This window comes from Parabacteroides sp. HGS0025 (assembly GCF_000969845.1).
Lineage (GTDB): Bacteria > Bacteroidota > Bacteroidia > Bacteroidales > Tannerellaceae > Parabacteroides > Parabacteroides gordonii.
Window position 1 is genome coordinate 950145 of sequence record NZ_KQ033902.1, and the last position, 21746, is coordinate 971890.

Genomic DNA, 21746 nt, shown 5'->3' on the forward strand with positions numbered 1-21746 from the left:
TTCTTTCTGTTTTATTTCAGTATCCACATTATGTCGTTGATATTATCGCTACCACCAAACTGACGACTCAGTGCTTCTTCCAGATTTTCACGGTTGTAGTTGTATTCTCTTTCGGGATACATATAACGAACAGGGATACGATCCGGAGCTGTTACGTTTTTACTTGATTCCGGATTGATCGGCAATACAGGATAACCGGTTCTTCTATAATCGTAATAAGCTTCGTAAGTATGTTGCAGATAATATGAAATATATTTCTGGATAATAATCTTTTCCAGATCTTTTTCAAAAGAACCTGTCAGTTGTATTTTATCATTAGCCAGGTAAGATGCAATATAATCGTTAGTGATGACACGTCCGTGTGCATATTCTTCCGGTGTATAATCTTTGACAAATTTCATATGAGCTTCGATCCCTTTTTTATAATACTCACTGGTATTCCCACTAATCCAGCCACGTAGACAAGCTTCTGCCAAAAGGAATTGCTGTTCACTGTATCCCAAACGTATCAGCGGTTCACCTTCTACATGACTTTCGGAAATGTAACGGAGGTTCGGCCGGCAAAATAAATTGGCTCCATGTGCTTTCGATACATCTCCATAGGGGAGAGACGGGTCGACACCGACATAAGCATCAAAATCGCTTTCCTCTTTACCTTCGTTTATCTTGGCAATAGAGGGTTCTCCGTAGTAGAACAAACGGTAATCTCCGTATTCTGTCATTTGATCAACCAGTACAGATGACATCATTGCATATTTTGTCTGGTTGGAAGTCAAATCGTTGAAAGGATATTTCATTCCCTGTTGGTCTTTGTAAACCAATTGGAAGTTGTCCGCATTGGATGTCATTAAAGAACCATTCTGAACGATTCCGGCAAAACGGGATTTTAGGTTCAGGTCAGACTCATTTTCCTTTTTGGAAAGGTTCATTAATACTTTCAACTGGAATGCAGTCACTGTTTTTTTCCAGTTTTCCTTATTCCCGCTAAAAATAATATCGCCTTCGAATGCCATATCATCTGCTTCGGAGAAACATTGATAAGCTTTTTCCAGATCATTGAGAATGCCCAGCATTACTTCTTTCTGAGTTTCGTATTTGGGGCGGGGATTACCTTCTTCCCCCTGACCGGCGTTGGTGTATGGAATATCTCCTATATTTAGAGAAATATAATAAAGAAGATAAGCTTTAGAGAAAAGGGCTAATCCTTCGTAACCTTTTTGTCCGGGCGACTTAGCTACCATATCGTTGCAATTGACAACCTGTAGGAAGCCGTCGAAATCGCCACGTCCGATATTGTTGTATTGCAAATCTGAAACGCCTTCGTTCCATACGATTTGTTTAGCCAGCACACCGTCGTTTACATATTCCTTTACGGTGCGGTCTTTACGGACAACCTCGTAGATAACTTTGGTTGCCAACATAGAAGAGGGCACTGTTGTTGCCGTATCCGGGTCTGTATTAAGTTTTTCAAAATTATCACAACCAGTAAATATGGATAGTGCTGTGAATAATAACAGAAATTTATTTATATGTTTCATAATCACTCAGTTTTTAAAAATCAAGTTTAATATTCAAACCAACATAACGCATGGAAGGAGCATTCAGCAACTCTTCGTGATCTTCTGTGATAGCATCCGGATCCGAATATTTGAAGTCCTTGCACCAGATGAAGAGGTTTTGTCCTACCAGAGAGACGTGGATATTATCGAAACCGATCTTTTGAGCAGCCTCTCCCGGCAATTTATATCCGATAGACAATTCGCGTAATTTCAGGAATGTCAGATCATGAATGTTCTGGATTCTTTTACTTCCATTCCAGGGTTGGTAATTCTTTGTATAGGCTTCGTAAGACACGGCAACGTCGTTGGGAGCGAATACACGTGTATCTTCCAGAATATTTCCGTAAGAATCATATTTTACGGAACCTGAAACAACCTTTACACCCTGGCCTACATAATTAGTCTTTCCGTTTACGACTTCGTCATAACGCCATTGATTATCGCTGTCTATATGTGTTCCGGAATTCCACATGGCTTGTTCCAGACGGTTGTAAGCCTTACCTCCGACACGTCCGTCGAAAGAAACATCAAGAGTGAAATTTTTATAACTCAGATGATTCGTGAAACCCCATACCCAGTTAGGACGTTCGAAACCGGCTTTTGTAGGATAATCGCTCAATACGGGCAGACCACCGCTATGTACAATGTTTCCTTGCGGATCCCTTTCCCAATCGTATACTTCAAACCAGTCCCAGCGTTCGCCCGGTTTTACCCAAGGTCTGTCGGTTGAATAAGTCTCGTCGATCTTATGATAATAGTAGCGGTCGCGTCCCCAGTTGAAAGAAGAAGTCCAGTTCCAGTCTTTTGTTTTGATAATATCACCGGATACGGTTACTTCCCATCCTTTTTTGATACGTTCTTCATCGTAATTGTTCAACGTTTTCTCAAAACCGGAAGTATAGCTTAAAGGAGATTCATGCTGGATATCAGTCATTAACTTGGTATAATAAGCTACATCGAAACGTAAACGATTACTCAGGAAATGAGCGGCAGCACCCACTTCAAAGGAAGTTGCCTTTTGAGGAACCAGTGTAGCATCACGGATCATCGTCGGATAGGCGGCAGTAGATTTGCTGTCCCATACATTCTGTGTGATCTTGTATACTTTATTGATATCATATATATCGGCAGCTGTTTTAGTGATAGTCCATGAACTTCTTAATTTCAAAAAGCTCAGGTAGTCGGACATATCGACCAGTTCCGAAAGGATAACGCTACCGGATACAGATGGATAGAAATAGGATTGTTCTGATTTTGCCAGTGTGGAAACCCAGTCGTTACGACCTGTGGCTTCGATGAAAACCGCATTTTTCCAGGATAAATCGATTTTACCGTAAACACTGTTTGTCTGTTTTGTTTTTACAGTGGTTGACACAGATGGAAGATCCTTCGATGCTTTTAGCGAATAAAATCCGGGAACAGTTAATCCTCCGTTTGTATTGGCATCGAACTCGTCTTTTTGGTAATAGTTTAATCCCATACCTAACATTCCGCCAACATTGAAGTCGCCCACTTTTTTATCAGCGATCAACAGAACGTCGCCTATGATACCATACCCTCTGCGTTCATATTTCTCAAATTTACCTGTTTGGCTGTTACGGGCGCTAAGGGGTACTTTATATTCCAATTTTCTTGAGTAAGTATCGGAACCCACACGTGCAGTTGCTTTTAACCAATCCAGAATTTCATAATTGAGAGTCGCTTGTGCGTTGGCACGGTTTTCTAATTGCGATTTTGTCGCTTCATTTGCCAGGAAATAAGGGTTATTATAGTCATATTTGTATAACCAGTTTTGTTCGATATCTTCTTTTCCTTCTTTCCAGTAGTTTTTGAAATCACGAATATCGAATTCGGTACCTGTCCATACAATCATATTGTAAAGGTATCCGTCCCAGGCATATCCTTCTCCCCTGAACTGCGGGCTGTAACTTCCGTTATAAGTGATAGAGGCATCCAGAGAAAATTTACCAAACTTCATATCTCCTGCAACGGTATAAGTGAAATCATTCAATTTGTTTCCAGGAAATTGTCCTTTGTTGTAGACATGTGTCAATGAGGTTCTGAAACTGCCGTTCTTGCCTTTGTAGGTTACATTCACATTATTGTTGGTGACGAAAGATGTTTCCAAAAGATTATTGAAATTGTTCTTACCCTTTGATACCAAAGGCATCTCTCTCCATTCATACGTGTTAGGGTCATATTGGACGGCATTTCTTCCGATGTCCAGTTTATCCCCCCAGACATATTCACTCAACTCCTGTAAATACTTACCTCCGGAACCGCTACTGTAGGATGATTGTACTTCCGGCAATACCAGATATCCGGCATTGAACATCGTATTACTGTTTACACTGACTGCCAGACCTTCTTTCGTTCCGCGCTTTGTTGTTATCATAATGGCTCCTGAAGCTCCCTTTTCTCCATAGAGGGCGGAGGCAGTCGCACCTTTCAATACACTCATCGATTCGATATCATCAGCTGCAACATCGCTTAGCCCGGTGTTTTCAAACGGGATACCATCAATTACGATAAGTGGTTTTTCACCACGTAATAAGATCGTTGAGCTTTCGTTAAATGCATTTGTATTGATCACAGAAACTCCCGCGATCTTACCGGAAAGGGAGGTGGCTATGTTGGCACCTTTTACTGTTGTGAATTCATCCCCTCCGACTTTCTGGACGGAATAACCCAGTGCTTTTTCCGAACGTTTGATACCTAACGCTGTTACTACCACTTCTTCCAGTAGTTCTGTATCTTCCGATAAAATGACATTTATCGTCGACTGTTCGCCAACCTGGATTTCCTTGCCGGCATATCCGATGTAGGAAATAACCAATACAGCTTTGTTGGGCACGGATAAACTGAATTTTCCGTCTATATCTGTAATGGTTCCGTTGGTAGAACCTTTCTCCACTACATTAGCACCGATAATCGGTTCTCCTTTTGCATCAGTAATTGTTCCTGAGATATTTTTGATGGATTGTTGTACTTTTGCTTCACTAAGTACTTCCTTCGGTGAAAGGATAATGCTCTTATCCAGTACCTTATAACTGATATCCGTTCCATTGAACAGCTGTTCCAATACATTAAAAACATTCTTCTTGTTGCTTTTGATGGAAACAACACGGTTGGTGTTTACTTGTTTGTTGTTATAGAAGAAATGGAAATCCGATTGTTTTTCTATTTCATCTAATACGTCCTGTACCGTTTTGTTATTAACGTTCAGGGACAATGTAGCCGACTGGCTGTAGCTTTCGGAGGCGTATGCCAATCCAATGCATACAAATAGCATTATTGCGGTGAGTCTCATACATAATGGTATTTTCTTCAGGATAATAAATGGTGAATTCACCATCCTGAAATGTTGGATGCTAAAATAATTTGTCATAGATTTGTAAGTGATTTTAGAGTTAAAAAATTCATTTGCTAAGCTTGTCGCCAAACAAGCCTGCAGTTGGTTTTCATACGGGAAAATACGCCAATATTTTTCCGTATGTTTTGTTTTAAGGAGGTTCTGTTGCTTTCATACTGTATTTATTAGGTTACACAAAAAATTAATATAGTTCGACAATTGTTTTTTCTGATACTTTGTTTTTGTCCGGGTTTATCTCCGGATCTATGAATTTGTATTGAATACCAGACGATAACCGGAAGTGTTCAAGAATAAGCATAAGATGCTGCCCACTGAAAGTTCCGGTGAAAGAATTTTCATACAACAAATCGTTTTTTACGATAAATTGGGTATTGAAACGCTTATCCAGTATTTTTAAAGCCTCTTCGAAAGAGGTGTTTCTGAAAACAACCAAACCATCTTTCCAGGCTATTTGTGTCGGTAGATAAGATGCGTTTGTCTTGATTCCCTTGGTTTTTATGTTATAAGCCACTTCGTCATCCGGCTTCATAATAAACGACTCTTCTTCATTCTTCTTGTTTCGGAAAGAAAGTTTGACCGAACCGGAAACCAAAGAGGTTGTCACCTGGTTGCTTTCTTTATATGCTTCAATATTAAATTCTGTGCCCAGCACTTCAGCTTTCAGGTCGAAAGGCGTGTTTACGATAAATCTCTTTGATTTATCTTTCTGCACGGAAAAATAGGCTTCTCCATCCAGTTCGACAGTGCGGGTGTCGCCGGTAAATTTCTGGGGATGTTTTAAATAAGATCCGGAGTTTAACCAGACCTTACTACCATCCGGCAGATTCAAGGCTGCGACCATACCGGGATTTGTTTTGATTTCAATATATTCGACCGGCTCTTTTTTAGTAACGAAATAAATAGTACTGAGCAGTAAAGGTAAAATAAGGATAGCTGCGACTTTCTGAAACCAGACAAGATAATTCGTTTTGTTCGGTTTGCGGAATCTTTTCTTTACTTGCTCTAACGCTTCTGCTGAATTTACTTCTTTAATTGTATTAAGAGTGTCAGCCGCCATATAGATGTACTGAACATCACGGGCCAGTTTTCTATTTTCTTCAGACTCCTGTAGCCATTGCTCTACTTCCTGCTTTTGATCAGCGGAAAGTGAATCGGTATAATAACGTAGAAATATATGTTCGTCTATATGTTTTTGCATGTCCATTTTGTCTCTTTATATTAAAGACTAACGAACAGAGATACCTCCTAAATGAAAAAGTGTTTTTTTGAGATAATTTTTTTAATGAAGCGAAAGAGTTCTAGTAAGACTATGTCAATTATGTATGCAAAAATAACATTTTTCAACATATTAACCTATTACAAGGGCATTAAGTTTTTATTCTAATAAAAAACATCAATTGATTCTTTGCTTTTAAGTGCAAAAAACAGGCAGATAATCAACATTTTTACCATAGTCTTACTAGAACTTAATCCTTTTTTACCAGATGCTTTCAAAAATCACAGATATTATAACTGACGAGGTTCTTTTTGAAAAGATCCAGGCAGGTGATGTGAAAGCATTTGATGTCCTGTTTATGCGTTATTATCCTCTGTTGTGTGCTTATGCGAAACAATTTGTCGATTTTGATGACGGGCAGGAGATTGTACAGGATGTGATGGTTTGGTTCTGGGAAAACAGCAGCATGCAGGTGATCGAGTCTTCTCCCAAAAACTATTTGTTCAGAGCGGTAAAGAACAGATGCCTGACATTGATAAACCGTAATGAGCTGAAACAACGGGTAGTCAGTTCCATGTACGAAAACCAGCAATCGCAATATGAAGATCCGGATTTTTATATTGTGGAAGAACTCACCCGGAACATTGAAAACGCCTTGTCCCGCCTGCCTGAAACCTATCGGGAGGCTTTTGAAATGAACCGCTTCCAAAACATGACTTATAATGAGATTGCAGAAAAACTGAATGTCTCCTCTAAAACGGTCGATTACCGTATTCAGCAGGCATTGAAACTCTTGCGTGTGGAGTTGAAAGACTATTTGCCTTTGTTAATGGCTTTAGTCAGAATCGTATGAAATACTTCCGGCTAAAGCCATCCTTTTATATTACAAGCTTTTCACCCATTCTTCCGCTTTAGCCAAAGCTTCCGGCTTACCGATATCGAGTAATCGCAGGTTTTCGGCTGCGTAAGCGTGGATATTTGCTTTGGCACAAATAGACAGATAGAAATTGATGATCGGGAATTTACCAGTCCATTCTTCCATCCAGTCGAATATCTGCGGAGATAATACATGGATACCGCTGAAAGCATATTCATTATATAGCTTCGGATCGAAATCGGGATAATAAGATTTTACCTCTCCGGTTTCATGGTTTCTCCATCCGCACAGGCGGTTCTCGTTGTTGAAAAGTAGATAACGCGAGGTATTCCGTTTGCTGACCAGTAAGGTGGCGATCGGATTTGTTTCCAGATGGCAGTTGTATAGCTTTCTCAGGTCGACGTTTGACATGATGTCGACATTGTGCACCAGGAAAGGTTCGTTTCCCTGAAGGAATTTAGCTGCATTCTTTATCCCGCCTCCCGTGTCGAGAAGATATCCCCGTTCATCGGAGATATGGATCTGGACTCCAAAGTTGTTGTTGGCAGCCAGGAAGTCGATGATCTGGTCTCCCAGGTGGTGAATGTTAATAACGATCTGGTGAAACCCGGCATCCTTCAGTTTCAGGATCACATGTTCCAACATCGGTTTCCCATTTATCGGTAACAATGCTTTCGGGGTATTGTCGGTTATCGGTTTGAGACGAGTTCCCATACCGGCCGCGAAAATCATAGCTTTCATAATATTGCGTCAAAGATTTGTTCTATATTTTGTTCCCTGTGGGTCAAATCCACTTTCACTCCGAATTTGGCATGCAGATGCTCTGCCAGGTGTTGTGCCGAATAGACGGAACGATGCTGTCCGCCGGTACAACCGAACGAGATCATCAGATTTGTAAAACCTCGATCCAAATAACGTTTTACTGAGGTATCCACAATCGTATAAACATGTTCGAGGAATGAAGTGATTTCGCCGTCTTCTTCCAGAAAACGGATAACCGGTTCATCTAGTCCTGTGAAATGATTGTATCGCTCGTATTTACCGGGGTTATTGATCGCCCGGCAGTCGAATACGAAGCCTCCGCCGTTTCCGCTCGGATCGTTGGGTATTCCTTTTTTATAGGAGAAACTGACGATCTTTACTTCCAGCATTCGCTTTTTTATATCGTCCCTGAACTGTGTCAGTCCGGTCAGTTCCCTTAAAACGGAACACAAATAAGGATATTCCGGATACTCATTCTTTAATGACTGGCGCAGGTTATTGATCGCGAAAGGAACACTTTGGATGAAATGTGGTTTCTTTTCAAAATATCCCCGGAAACCGTAGGCGCCTAATACCTGTAACGTTCTGAACAGGACAAAATGACGTAGCTGGCTGAAGAAATGTTCTTCGTCTACATCTGTATATTTTCGTAAAGCCTGCAGATAATCTGCAAGCAATTCATTTCTTAAATCTTCGGGATAATTGGCTTTGGCCTGCCAGAGGAAAGAGGCTACATCGTAATAAACCGGCCCTTTCCGTCCACCCTGAAAGTCGATGAACCAGGGTTCTCCGTCTTTCACCATCACATTACGCGACTGGAAGTCCCTGTACAGGAACGTAGGAGAGGTGTCACGCAACAGGACATCGCTCATTTTCTGAAAATCATCTTCCAGACGGTCTTCCTGAAACTCCATGCCGGTAGCTTTCAGGAAACAGTATTTAAAGTAATTCAGATCCCAGAGGATGGAACGTTGGTTGAATTCCGGCTGGGGGTAACATTCATTATAATCGAATCCATCGGCTCCTGCATACTGAATGGAAGGAAGCATCGTGATCGTTTTATGTAACAACCGGCGTTCTTCTTCATCGAAAACACAACTTCTGCGCCCTTTCTCTATGGCGTTGAAAAGCATTGTGTCTCCCAGGTCTTCCTGCAGGTAAAAAGAATGATCGTCAGAGTGATAATGTACTTCCGGTACGGAAATACCTTTTTCTCTGAAAAATCCGGACATATAAATAAAAGCTTTGTTCTCTTCCTGGGAAGATCCGCTGACCCCGATTAAAGTTTTAGGCCCCGATATTCTGAAATACCTGCGGTTGGAACCGGATGAAGGTAGTTCGGTCACGTCTTCTGCCTGTGAACCAGTATATTCGTAGTAGAGTCTTTTTAATTCTTCTGTTACCATATTTCGTTAATTACGGCACTAAGGTAAGTCTTTTTTGTCAGGGGAGGAAACTTAATTAAAAACATTCACTTTCGCGATTGTTTTTTATGCCGATGTAATCGGAGTTACTATACGGACAAATTCAGATTACTATGGCGACTAATCAGTGGTTGATAACCGTCTGCCGTATGGTTGATAATTGTCGGCCGTACGGATGATAACTGTCGACCATATGGCTGATAATTATCAGCCACTAAAAAGTAAGGGAGGAAAATGATATGAGTAAGGGTGGAAAGATACGTAATATCGGTGTGATTTTATATGGAAAGCGGTATCTTTTTACTTCAGTTTAGGAAAATGGGTGTATACATTATTGAATGTTTGTATAAAGAAAGCATTAATAGCGGTCGAAACATGTTGGCATTAAAACAACTAGTTTTGTACAATATACGTGATTATAAGTATCTTTAGCGTTTCTTATAGCAACTCCGAATTGAAAATATCCTATCTTTGTCGTTAGTATTAATAATATGTATAAACCAAAAGGAAGAATATATGAATAAAAAATCTACTCTATTAGCCGCTGCTTTGATGGCGGTAAGTTCGTTTATGGCAAATGCAGAAGAACCGGCTCCTGGCCAAGAAGTTAATTCTGCTTATTGGACTGCAGGTAATTATTATTATTTGAAATCTGGTAATAAATTTCTTTCATTGTCAGGTGAGAGAGCTGATTCATTGTATTTTAAAGCAATTGGAGTTGATGCGAATAAAGCTATTAGAGACTCTGCTTTGTGGGAAATAACAAAAGTTAGAACAGAAACAACAGGTAGTATTATCTACCAATTTAAGAATAAAAAAACGAAAGCTCTTTTGTCCTTCTCTCCAAATAGTATAAAACCTGTGTTGGCTGAGGGAGTAAGTGAGTGGAGTATATCTAATGGTAAAATTGTTTCTTATTTAGGTACTGATAAATCGATTGCATTTTCTACTACTGATGACGGTAAATTTGTTTTGGATTCAGCTGATAAGGCAACAGTTTTTACTATTAATCGTCCCGAATCAGATATTCCATTAAAAGCACAGGAGCTTGGCGGTAATTTTAGTGTATTCAGATTATCTTTTGGTGGAGAATTTGAGGGTGATATCTTTTCAGGAAAAGATATTGTTGCAACTTCGGCAAAAGTTGCAAATGATGAATATTTTGTAAAATTACAAATAAAGGGAGATGAAACCTTTGAGAATGGAACTCCTAAATATTTTGGTGTAGATACCGTTAAATCTCAAATAACTCCTGCTTCAGGAGTGTTTGGTGCTCAATTTGTATTAGATTCGATTTACGAAGCAAAAGAAGGCGTTCATACTCTTGGTAATGCCGAATTTCAACAATTCAAATTTTTAGTGGACTTGAAGAACGATTCTTTAGCTATGTTTGTGAACCGTGCTCCTATAGTGAATGGAACTTTAGAAAAAAGTACAGATAAAGTTCGTGTTGTATATACTAAAACAGGTTCTACTCAGTTGTTGACTGTTTCTGAAAGGAAAACAGTAGACGACGAGAACAATATTCCAGTAAATGGAATTGCACCATTCATAACAGTAACCAAAGGAACTCCTGCTAAAATAGAAGGTGGTACAGGTGTTTATTTTCTGAAGAGTGCAAGTAAAACTACTGATGGGGGAAAATATATTGCTTCTTTTAATGAAAATGATAAAAAGATTGTACCTATGACTACCGGAACACCTTCCGTTAATCATCTTGAAGGACAATGGTATATTAAAGAAGATAATGGAATGTATAGCATTGTAGATCGTAAAAGTAATACATCTATGTTGCTGAAAGGTGAAGTTTTTGCAGTTCAGGGAATGGCTAATACATTTACATTCGGCGGCAATGCTGATTCTATCACTGTTGAACCTCAGAAAGTAAATCTTGATGACAAGTTCTTAGGATCGGCCAATTTCACAACAGCAGAAATGGCAAACAACGGTTATGCCTTAAATCTGATACCTGCAGGTGCTGAAACAAGTTCTTCTTATACTGTTACGGCTGACTCCATTCTTCAGGTTAAATCTGTAGATGGAAAAGATGCTGTTATTTTTAAAATTGTTGCTGTTGATACATTAAAAATTGGTGGTGCACAAGCATTGCAAGATACAGTTTCTATTGTGAAATATCAGTTGAAGTCTCAGTTTAGCGATAAATATGTGGCTTATGATACAGAAAAGAAAAGCCTGAAAGTTTCTAGCTCTGCTAACGCTATTAATTTCTACTTCAATATAAATGTTGACGGTGGTAAATATAGCATGGAAATAGCAACAGGTGATAATGATGGTAAATTTATTACTGCTGATTTAGCTTCTTCAAACATGGTTTTATCAGAAACTCCGGCTTATTTCAATTTTGTTGAAATGGAAGCTCCAGAATATGGTACATTCGATTCCGGTAACAAACGATTTACTTCAGATTTGAAGTCATTAACAATGAATCCGTTGAACTTCTTTGCAGAAGCAAAACAGGAAGGACAGGAGATTGTTAAGTCGACTTATGAAAAAGACAACTTCAGCTTGTGGTTGAGTAAATCAAAGGCTTCTACTGCAGAAAAACCGTTGTATTTCATTATGACTTCATTGGCTGTAGATGGAGATCCGAATGCTAGTAGGCATTATTTTTATATGGTTTCTGGTCGCGATTCTTCATTAGTAGATACATCTGCAGATAAGAATTATCGTGTTCACTTTATTAAAAACGATACAATTGAAACAATGAAGGATAATGCTAACAATCCTGCTTTGTTTGCGTTGAAAGTGACAGAAAGCGGTAACTATTTGCTAGAAAATCAGAAGGAGTTAAATAGTACTGAAAAAAGTGCACCATATGTTGGCATCATAAATAACGTCGTAGTAATGACAAAAGACGGTGTTGAGTTCTCTGTTGAAACTGCTCCGGCTCCTGTTGCTAACGAAGAAATTGAAGCTCCTACCACTGTAAAGGTAATTGGTGGTGTTGGTGAATTCAGTATCCGTAACGCACATGGAAAGAAGATTACTGTATCCAACATCCTGGGTCAGACAATCGCTACCCGTATTGTTTCATCTGATTATGTTACAGTTCCGACAACAAGAGGTGTTGCGATTGTATCTGTAGAAGGTGACAAGGCTTACAAGGTGATTGTGAAGTAATAAGCTATAACAGATAAACATATAAGAAAAAGCGGATGAATAACTTCATCCGCTTTTTTATTTTGCTTCGTTTTTGAAATTCTCTTTGTATTGTGTAGGAGTGCTACCTGTATATTGTTTGAAAGCCGTACTGAAATAACGTGCCGTAGAAAAACCTACTTCTGTTGTGATCTCTGTTATATTCAGATCAGTTGTTGTCAGATAGCTAATGGCTTTCTCCATCCTTAATTTATTAATATAATCTCCGACCGGCATATTGGTGATGGCTCTCATTTTGGCATATAAAGAAGAACGGCTCATTCCGATTTCTTTACATAGTAAAGGTACATCCAATGACGGATTTGCCAGATTATCCGTAATTACTTTGTTTAGTTTTAAAAGGAATTTCTCATCTGTATTACTAAATGTGCTTTCCTGTGGTTGCGGTATAAATCCGGCTTTCAGATACCGGTTTTTTATATGTTCCCGGTTTGCCAGCAAACTACGTATTCGTTCCTGCAATGTATCGATATCGAAAGGTTTTATCAAATAACTGTCAGCTCCGTTTTTATATCCATGCAAACGGCTGTTCTCATCGTCACGGGCAGTGAGAAGAATGACCGGGATGTGGCTTATTTCTAAATCATCTTTAATCGATTTGCACAAGTCGAAACCATTCATTCGTGGCATCATTATATCGCTGACTACAATATCCGGCTGCTTCTCTTTCGCAATCCGGAGAGCTTCCATTCCATCAGTAGCCGTATATATTTTCTTGAACTGACCATTTAGCGATTCGTCCAGGAAGTTTATTAGCTCTGTGTTATCTTCAACCAGAAGAATCGTATGATTTGAAGTGCTGAAGTTTCCGACGGATTGTTTATTATCCTCTTCTTCATAAGAAGAAATTAATTCGTTCAGGTAAGGTTTTGATGGCTGCTCTTCATTTGTTTGAGTTTGTTCGATTGGGAGTTCAAAGAAAAAGACGGCTCCGTTTTCATCTTCCCTGTCTTTTGCTTTCAGGCAACCTCCATGAAGTTCAGCCAGTATTTTTGAATATGATAATCCGATGCCGGAGCCTCCCTGTTCATTATTCCCTTGATAGAAACGGGTAAACAGTTTGTTGGTGTCCACATTTTTCAAGCCATATCCCTGATCGGTAACAGTGATCCTGACTTTTCCGTTATTCTCATATAGTTCGGATGAAATATTGATCTCTGTATTATCTGGACTGTATTTCAATGCATTGATCAGGAGGTTTGTCAGTATGATCTCACATTTGTGTTCATCGAATGGAATTTCGTTAATCCTTTCATCCAATTGATAGGTAAGGGATATGTTTCTGTTCAGGCATTCATTGATAAAATTTTCCGATACAGAATGTAACCACTTATTTAGTGGGTGCTTTTTTATTTGCAGTTTGCTTTCTCCTACTTCCATTTTGCGGACATCAAGGACTGTATTGATAATATTCCTCATTCGTTGAGCCTGGTTATAGATGCTTTTTAACGGAACAAAATTAAGGTCTGATTCCGGTAAAGCCTGAAGGATCCGTTTTAACGGTGCATGTATCAACGTCAGAGGAGTACGCAACTCATGGCTGATGTTTATAAGAAAACGAACTTTTTCTTCATATACTTTTTGTTCATGCTCTTTCATGCTCCATTTTAGTTCATATTCTTTTTTCTTGATCGTGTAATGGAAAAGCCATGCTAGTACAGATACTATGACAATCAGTATACATAAAATAAACCACCATGATTTATACCAGGGAGGCATAACTGTTATAGAAAGTAACTCTTGCGACGCAGTCCAGTCCCCATCTTTTTTACTGCATGAAGCTGTAATGGTATAGCTGCCCGGCGGTAGGCTGCGGATAACCAATTCTGGTTTATAAGAATCTATATTCTGATCGCTTAATCCTTTTATCGTGTACCGATAGACTTTCTTTCTGAAAATATCCTTTTCCAGGGATTGTACTTTGATGGTTATTGATTTATTATTCCAGGGCACGGATATACCAGGTGGATTCCCCTTTATTTCATTATTTGCAGATTCTCCATTGATAATAATATTTTTGAGCGTCAATAGAGGGACTTCATCCGTTTCAAGCGGTATGTCTTTGTCTATGCATAATAGACCTTTGATCCCACCTATATAGACAGAACCATCTTGGGAGATCAATCTGGGTTTGTACATGTATTCGTTGGGCAAGACACCGTCCGATTCGCCAAAAATAATGAATTTATCTTCTTTTATCAGGTGGGCGAATAACATACCGTCGGCTCCTATCCATACTTTGTTTTGTTGGTCGCAGATAACAGAATTAACCTCTTGGAACAAGCTGGTTTGTATTGTTTGGGATTGCTGGATAATAGGATTGTAGCTGATCAGCCCGTAATTCGTACCGAGCCAGAATGTCCCGTATTGATCGCGTGAAACAGCATTGATCCGGGTCTCTTCCGGACATTTATAAATTCGGGTAAGTTTGTTGGTTCTGTGATTGAATTCATAGATATTGTAAAGATCATTCAGATAGGTCAGGTAAGAATTATGATAGATCGGGTTGAGAAGGCTGGCAATTTCTCCTTCGAAATCTTCTTTCACCGACTCGAAGTGGCCAGATGATATAGTATATGTGAGTATATGATCGGATAAAAACAGGATCGTTTCGGGTGTGTTTCTGTATATGTTAACAGCCATTCCGGTATGGCATAGCTGATGGTTGATACTATCGTTAATAATCACGATTTGCCGGTAAGCTGCCGTTTGTTTGTTGAACCGGAATACTCCCCGGTTAAAAACCGAAATCAGCAGCTCTTCGTCCGTAAAACCATCGGTTAGGGAGGCGACTTTGTCTCCCCATGTTGAGGAGTAATGCTTGAACTTTTTGGTAGACGGGTTAAAGCTATTTATGCCTCCGCCGTCTGTCCCGATCCAGATGTTTCCCGATGCTTCCTGGTGGAGACTTAATACCGTGTTGTCACTCAATCCTCTTTCGTTTCCCAAAAGTGAATGTGTATAAGTTTTCATGTGCACTTCGCAGATATTGATCAGTCCGTCGCGGATGGTTCCGGCCCACATATTATTATTGTTATCCCTGTACAGGCTAAGAACCGAATTGACGGGTAATGAATAATTATCACCGGATATATGTTCCAGAATCCGGATTTCTTTTTTTTCAGGATCTATGATATTGATGCCTCCACCATCTGTTCCGGCCCATATTTTAGAATCTTTTTCTTCCATGCAAAGGATTACATTGTTATTAAGGTTTGAGTTTTGGTTTGAATATGCAGCCAGCAGTTTTCCATTGCGATCATAACATTGAACTCCCTTATTATAAGGAGATATCCATATTCTTTCTTTTGAATCGATCAACATAGACATGATCTCGTCTCCGCAACTGAATGGGGCAGGACTGGTTTCTCCGGTATGCAGGTCTAGTAAAACAAGACCTTTCCAGCGATTGGCACATAATAATGTATTCTCGTTCCAAAGGCTTAAGGATGAGATCATAAAACCGTCGCGGTAGTTGAACCTGGCAAATAAGGTTAACTCCTGGTCTTTATAACTATATTTGTATATTTGGTTGCGGCAACCAAATAGCATTCCGTCTGCGACCTGGCAGACGGAATGTGCGAATATATGATTACCATCTTTATTTTTTATTGTAGAGAAATTGTCCGTATCCTGTTTGTAGCGGGTTAATCCTTTTTCAGTCAGTATCCATATAGTATGTTGTTTGTCTTCTGTAATCTTGATGATCGTATTGCTCGGTAACGATAGTGGATTGTTCTGCTCGTGCTGGTATTTTTGCAGTTCGTATCCGTCGAATTTAGCCAATCCCGCCCTGGTTCCGATCCATACGATCCCTTTAGAATCAGTAAAGATTACTTTTACAGTTGACGGAAGTCCCTCTTTCAATGAGATTTGCTTGAAGTAATAATGACTTGCTTGTGCAGGTAAGCAAATAATGAATGAAAGTAAAAGGATATTTACTATATAATATGCTAAAGGCTTTTTCATTTGGCTGATTTTAAAAATAAGATTGGTAACAAATGTATATTTTTTGTGTGAAGATAACCAAAAATACAAGAACTTTATTCAGCCGTTAACATTCCAGAGTTGTAGTCAAATCGATATAGTGAAGTCCATTTTTGTCTATTTAGCCTCCAAAAATGTCCATTAATTGCTGATTGTGTGATCGTTGGAAGATTTTGGATGATTCGTGGAGTTTATCGAACGCTTGAATATTCTTTCGTATCCTATATTTGCTTCCGAAACTTTGAGAACAAACAAAAAGGAATAATAATTTTTTAATATCAATTTAAATTTAGTTTTATGAAAAACCTATGGAAAGTTTTTCTGGTATGCTGTCTGTTCTTTTCTTCCCTTTCCGCAATGGGACAAGAAAAGAATATAAGCGGTAAAGTCCTTGACGACTTTAATGAGACTGTACCTGGAGTGAATGTACAGGTCAAAGGTACTATGTTGGGAACCGTTACTGATGCGGATGGTAATTTTAATATTACTGTTCCGAATGCAAAATCAGTATTGATTTTTTCTTTTATCGGCTATGCCACACAGGAAATACCTGTCGGCAATCAAACGAAACTTACTGTTAAACTGAAAGACGACACCCAGAATCTGGATGAGATCGTGGTTGTTGCTTACGGTAGTGCACGTAAAAGCGATTTAACAGGTGCATTGACAACTTTGCGTCCCGACGCAAATGATGCGGCTAAAGCGTCTTCAATAGACAACTTGCTTCAAGGTAAAGTTGCCGGTTTGAATGTAACATCTTCTGTTTCGGCTCCGGGAGCAGCTTCTTCGGTAACAATTCGTGGCGCTAACTCCCTGCGTGGTGATAATCAGCCGTTGTATGTTATTGATAATGTACCGCAGGCCTCTACCGGTGATTTTGCATCATCTGCATTGAGTGGAGACTTTCAGATTGCACAAGATCCGTTATCTTCTTTGAATCCGGCGGATATTGAGAATATCACTGTATTGAAAGACGCTTCTGCTACGGCAATTTACGGTTCGCGTGGTGCTAACGGTGTTATCCTGATTACTACTAAAAAAGGTTCGATGGGTAAACCGAAAGTAAATGTAACAGCCAATTTCACTGTGGCCAATGCCCGTAATTTGTACGATATGATGACCCTGGAGCAGAGCGCAATGTACAAGAACTCCCAGAAAGATGAAAAATCACGTCAGTTTTATCTGATAGACGGACAAGTACGATATGTGTTTGCCGACAATGTAGGCACTTATCTGGAAAATCCGAATGATCCGAAGAACTATCGTGTGTTGGAATATCGTAACTGGCAAAAAGAAATTTACCAATCTGCTTTTTCACAGAATTATTCGGCTTCTGTCAGTGGCGGTTCAGATAAGATTAAATATTATGTCTCTGCCAGTTTTAAGGATGTGAATGGCATTACTGTCGGTACGGGTTTCAAACAGGGAGATTTGCGTACAAACCTGACGGCCGACCTTTCAAAGACTGTCAAGCTGAACCTGACGATGAACGGATCTTTACGCCAGAACAATATGATGGCCGGTGGTAACACGATTGGTGGTGCTACCAGTTCTATTTCACGTACGGCTCTGGATTATTCTCCTTATCAGGTGCCGGATGATGACCCGAATATGTTGACAAGTCCCGATTTGAAAACGACTGTATTCAGTTGGCGGGATGATTATGACGATATCACGAATGATAAGACTTTTAAAGTCGGTTTGGATCTGTCCTGGAATATCATCGAACATTTGACTTATAATTTACGTGTGGGGGGTAACATGAATATAAATGACCGTTCACGTTGGTGGGGTACGCAGTTGACTCTCGGCGCCAATGATAATGGTATATTGTCGTTGACCAATACGGATAAAAATAACTATTCGGTAGAAAATCTGCTGAATTGGAATTCGAATATAGGTAAAGATATTACATTCGGTGCAACAGTCGGTGTTACGTATGATGATTACGGAAACGTAGTAAAGAATACGAAAGGGACGGACTTTGAGATCAAGACCTTGCGTACAAAAGGTCTGCAGTTGGCATCAAAGGTGGATAACCAACAGCCGATACAAAAAGACTTCCAGTTGTTGTCTTATCTGGGACGTGTAAACTTCAACTTCTACGAAAAGTATTTATTAACGGCCTCTGTACGTGCCGATGGTTCCAGTAAGTTCCGTGAAGGAAAACGTTGGTCTTATTTTCCTTCTGCTTCTGTGGCATGGAGAATGGAACAGGAAGAGTTCCTGAAAAATACGGAATGGCTGGATCAGTTGAAAGTGCGTGTCGGATACGGACAAACGGGTAACCAGAGTATCGATCCTTATTCTACTTTTTCCGATTATGCGCGTGTAATCGATTATGCTACCGCAAAAGGTGATCGTCTGCTGGCTTTGGGAGTGGATAAATTACAAAATGACGGGTTGAAGTGGGAACGTACTACCTCGTGGAATGCCGGTGTCGATTTCGGATTTCTTCATTCACGTCTTACCGGTACGGTTGATTTGTATCATAAGAAAACAACCGATCTTTTGATCTCCAGAACATTACCTGCTTCCAGCGGTTTTGGCAGCGTGATGCTTAATCAAGGGTCTTTATCAAATAAGGGTATTGAAATTTCATTGAATGGTGAAATTATTCATTCAAAGGATTGGAGTTGGAATATTGGAGCGAATATCGGTTTTAATAAATCGACAATTGGTGATCTGGGCTTTGAACCGGCTGATTTCGGCGACTTGAAACAGGTGAGAGGTTATCTGGGTAATTCGATTGGCGACCATTTTGGTATAGCCAACATCTTCCTGGTTGATCAAGCTCCCGGTTTGTTCTTTGGATATAAGACCGACGGTATCGTTCAGGAAGAGGACATTGCAGATGGTAAAGGGGTAAAATATACAGCACAGGACGGAAGTACGAAATATTATACGAAAGATCCTAGCTCAGGTAGTGTAAAACCTCATGCCGGAGATGTTAAATATGTGGATATGAACGGCGATGGCGTTATCGATGAAAATGATAAAACGATTATCGGTGATCCGAATCCGGATTTCACTTATGGCTTCCAAACACGCGTTTCGTGGAAGAGCCTGTCTTTGTCGGCTTCGTTTAATGGTGTTTACGGCGCAGATCGTTTAAATACGAATATTCGTTATAATATGACTCCGGCTACTAATGCAGGAAATCTGACGCAGGAAGCATTCCTGAATTCATGGACGGCCGAAAATCATTCAAATCTGTATCCCGGCACTGGTTATCTGATCCCGAACGGTGTGGTTATGGATCGTTATGTAGAAGATGCAAGTTATTTGCGTTGCTCGGATATTACACTTAATTATATCTTGCCAAAGCTTTGGACTAATAAGATCGGCTTTGAAAATATTAGTGTATTTGCTTCTTTAAAGAATGCATTTGTTATCACAAGCTATAGCGGATATGATCCCGAAGTAAACAGCTTCGCTTTCGACGGTTTGCGTCCGGGTATCGATATGAGCCCGTATCCAAGTGCCCGCTCTTATGTATTCGGTTTAAATGTCACATTCTAATTTAAATAATCTGCTATAAAATGAAAACATTGAAATATATATTATTATTTGCCGGTGTTCTTTCTTTTTCAGCCTGTAATTCCTGGCTGGATGAAGATCCGGAATATAGTATCAATACGAACACGGCTTTCGCAACAAAGGAAAGCGCCCAGATGGCCTTACAAGGATGTTATGGCTATATGGCAAACGATAATGGGTATGGACAGGCCTGGCAAGAGCTGATGATTTCTGCTTCCGGTTTCGGATGGTATCAGACAAATGGTAACGATCAGGATGATTATACATCCCTTCGTGCTATTCCGGCCTCTACATTGATCAATATGGCATGGACAGGCATGTATAAAGTTATTGGCGAAACAAATGCTTTTATTGCTAATATGGAAGAAAGTCCATTGGATGAAAGTGTGAAAACAAGTATGCTTGCCGAAGCTAAATTCCTGCGTGCGTTGGCGTATTATAATGTCGTGACAACGTGGGGAGACGCTCCTTTCAAAACAACTCCTTCCGCTTCGGATGCCGTAGCATTGCCACGTGTTGAAAAAGCAACTATACTGGCACAGGTGGAAAAGGACTGGACGGATGCTTTTAATGATCTGCCGGAAAAGGCAACAGATGGCTTTGCTTCCAAATGGGCGGCAAAAGCATTCTTGGGTAAATTGTATTATACTATTGCCGCCCAGGGGGATCAAGCTGCATGGGAAAAAGCTAAAGCTTGTTTCGATGAAGTATATAATAAAGGTATATATGCTTTGCAGCCTAAATTTGGCGATCTGTTTGCTAATAATGTAACAGGCTCCAAGGAATCGATCTTTCAGATGAACTATGCGGTATCCGGTGTAAGTCGTAACCGTGGTAGCTGGCTTTTTGCTCCAACCAATTCTACTACCGGTAAATCCTGGAGCCGTATACGTGCCTCAAAAGCTTTATATGATTATTTCAGAGGAACTTATCCGGGTGATGCACGTCTGGAAGTTACTTTCCAGTCGAAGTGGAGAAATTATACTGCGAATGGTCAGGTAGCTGCACAGGTAGAACCGGTTCCTTCCGCCCGTGATACGACGTATGCTTATCCGTTGGTATCTTATGATTCGAAAGAAACACCGGAAGGCTGGAGCAAATCAAAATTGTTGGTTGCTGAAATCCCTTATGAGCAATTGCCTGATCCTGCCAACCCGAGTGCCAAAGAGTTGAGTTCCGGTAAATATGCTGGTATGGATGAATTGGTTAAGAAATATTTGGAAAATACAGGTGATAACCAGGGGTGGCCTTATTTTAAGAAACCTATCGATCAGGTTGTTTCTGCACAAAACAGTCATAAGAACATCTTTATATATCGGTATGCCGATATGCTGTTGATGATGGCTGACGTATATAATGAATTGGGTGATAAAAACAAAGCGATCGATTTGGCAGATGAAGTGTTGTCCCGTGCACGCCAGTCGGGTAGCCAACCATCTGAACAGCCTGCCCGTTGGAATTCTTCATTGTCGAAAGATCAGATTAAAGAGAAGATCTATTTTGAACGTATATTTGAATTTTCCGGTGAACCGGGTATGTATCAGATCGTTCGTTCACGTGGTACGGAGATGTTGAAGAAAGCTTTGGAACTGAATAATAATCATGAACTGGTGTTATTGCATAATGCAAATACTGCAACAGGTGTGAATAATTTTAGAGATCGTTATTATAACAACGGCGATTTAAGTGAAGACTTCCTGAAGAAGAATTTGCTGTTGCCTATTCCGAAAAACGAAATCGATACAAACTCGGCTATAGATTTCTCCGATAACAATTTTGGGTATTAAATAACGCATTGGTATTAGTCGATTTACCTGGAATTGTATAA

Annotated in this window: 10 protein-coding genes; 4 read left to right on the top strand and 6 right to left on the bottom strand. The window is 39.8% G+C overall.

The features are described from left to right. Positions 1 to 11 precede the first annotated feature (11 nt). From HMPREF1212_RS03355 to HMPREF1212_RS03365, 3 genes are all read right to left on the bottom strand, one after another. Positions 12 to 1538 carry a SusD/RagB family nutrient-binding outer membrane lipoprotein gene (locus HMPREF1212_RS03355; protein WP_046148434.1) on the bottom strand — a complete coding sequence of 509 codons (1527 nt, stop codon included), beginning with the start codon at positions 1536 to 1538 and terminating at the stop codon, positions 12 to 14. A gap of 13 nt (positions 1539 to 1551) precedes the next feature. Beyond that, entirely contained in the window at positions 1552 to 4869 is a 3318-nt protein-coding gene (locus tag HMPREF1212_RS03360) for a SusC/RagA family TonB-linked outer membrane protein (RefSeq protein ID WP_046148435.1), read from the bottom strand. 244 nt (positions 4870 to 5113) lie between these two features. Continuing rightward, positions 5114 to 6136, bottom strand: a complete 1023-nt coding sequence (locus HMPREF1212_RS03365; RefSeq protein ID WP_046148436.1) for a FecR family protein — start codon at positions 6134 to 6136, stop codon at positions 5114 to 5116. Positions 6137 to 6416: 280 nt separating this feature from the next. Between HMPREF1212_RS03365 and HMPREF1212_RS03370 the strand changes: the two genes are divergently transcribed. Continuing rightward, on the top strand, positions 6417 to 7001 hold the full coding sequence (locus tag HMPREF1212_RS03370; RefSeq protein ID WP_046148437.1) for an RNA polymerase sigma-70 factor: 585 nt from the start codon (positions 6417 to 6419) through the stop codon (positions 6999 to 7001). Between the two features lie 30 nt (positions 7002 to 7031). Here the strand turns inward: HMPREF1212_RS03370 and HMPREF1212_RS03375 are convergent, their stop codons facing one another. Both HMPREF1212_RS03375 and HMPREF1212_RS03380 read right to left on the bottom strand, forming a co-directional pair. Beyond that, entirely contained in the window at positions 7032 to 7766 is a 735-nt protein-coding gene (locus tag HMPREF1212_RS03375) for a nucleotidyltransferase family protein (protein WP_028726090.1), read from the bottom strand. Beyond that, entirely contained in the window at positions 7763 to 9193 is a 1431-nt protein-coding gene (locus HMPREF1212_RS03380) for a RapZ C-terminal domain-containing protein (RefSeq protein WP_046148438.1), read from the bottom strand. The genes HMPREF1212_RS03375 and HMPREF1212_RS03380 overlap by 4 nt, the downstream gene beginning before the upstream one ends. 534 nt (positions 9194 to 9727) lie before the next feature. Here HMPREF1212_RS03380 and HMPREF1212_RS03385 point away from each other — a divergent pair. Continuing rightward, positions 9728 to 12352, top strand: coding sequence for a DUF6383 domain-containing protein (locus HMPREF1212_RS03385; protein WP_046148439.1), 2625 nt, complete (start codon positions 9728 to 9730; stop codon positions 12350 to 12352). Between the two features lie 57 nt (positions 12353 to 12409). On the opposite strand, the gene HMPREF1212_RS03390 is transcribed toward HMPREF1212_RS03385, so the two are convergent. Then, positions 12410 to 16360, bottom strand: a complete 3951-nt coding sequence (locus HMPREF1212_RS03390; RefSeq protein ID WP_046148440.1) for a hybrid sensor histidine kinase/response regulator transcription factor — start codon at positions 16358 to 16360, stop codon at positions 12410 to 12412. A 315-nt stretch (positions 16361 to 16675) separates the two neighbouring features. Between HMPREF1212_RS03390 and HMPREF1212_RS03395 the strand changes: the two genes are divergently transcribed. After that, positions 16676 to 19900, top strand: a complete 3225-nt coding sequence (locus HMPREF1212_RS03395; RefSeq protein ID WP_046148441.1) for a SusC/RagA family TonB-linked outer membrane protein — start codon at positions 16676 to 16678, stop codon at positions 19898 to 19900. Positions 19901 to 19920: 20 nt separating this feature from the next. After that, positions 19921 to 21705, top strand: a complete 1785-nt coding sequence (locus tag HMPREF1212_RS03400; protein ID WP_046148442.1) for a RagB/SusD family nutrient uptake outer membrane protein — start codon at positions 19921 to 19923, stop codon at positions 21703 to 21705. Positions 21706 to 21746 lie beyond the last annotated feature (41 nt).

Coding starts and splice junctions, on each gene's coding strand:
- HMPREF1212_RS03390 (WP_046148440.1), bottom strand. CDS start 16,360: ATGAAAAAGCCTTTAGCATATTATATAGTAAATATCCTTTTACTTTCA.
- HMPREF1212_RS03365 (WP_046148436.1), bottom strand. CDS start 6,136: ATGGACATGCAAAAACATATAGACGAACATATATTTCTACGTTATTAT.
- HMPREF1212_RS03370 (WP_046148437.1), top strand. CDS start 6,417: ATGCTTTCAAAAATCACAGATATTATAACTGACGAGGTTCTTTTTGAA.
- HMPREF1212_RS03375 (WP_028726090.1), bottom strand. CDS start 7,766: ATGAAAGCTATGATTTTCGCGGCCGGTATGGGAACTCGTCTCAAACCG.
- HMPREF1212_RS03360 (WP_046148435.1), bottom strand. CDS start 4,869: ATGAGACTCACCGCAATAATGCTATTTGTATGCATTGGATTGGCATAC.
- HMPREF1212_RS03395 (WP_046148441.1), top strand. CDS start 16,676: ATGAAAAACCTATGGAAAGTTTTTCTGGTATGCTGTCTGTTCTTTTCT.
- HMPREF1212_RS03385 (WP_046148439.1), top strand. CDS start 9,728: ATGAATAAAAAATCTACTCTATTAGCCGCTGCTTTGATGGCGGTAAGT.
- HMPREF1212_RS03400 (WP_046148442.1), top strand. CDS start 19,921: ATGAAAACATTGAAATATATATTATTATTTGCCGGTGTTCTTTCTTTT.
- HMPREF1212_RS03380 (WP_046148438.1), bottom strand. CDS start 9,193: ATGGTAACAGAAGAATTAAAAAGACTCTACTACGAATATACTGGTTCA.
- HMPREF1212_RS03355 (WP_046148434.1), bottom strand. CDS start 1,538: ATGAAACATATAAATAAATTTCTGTTATTATTCACAGCACTATCCATA.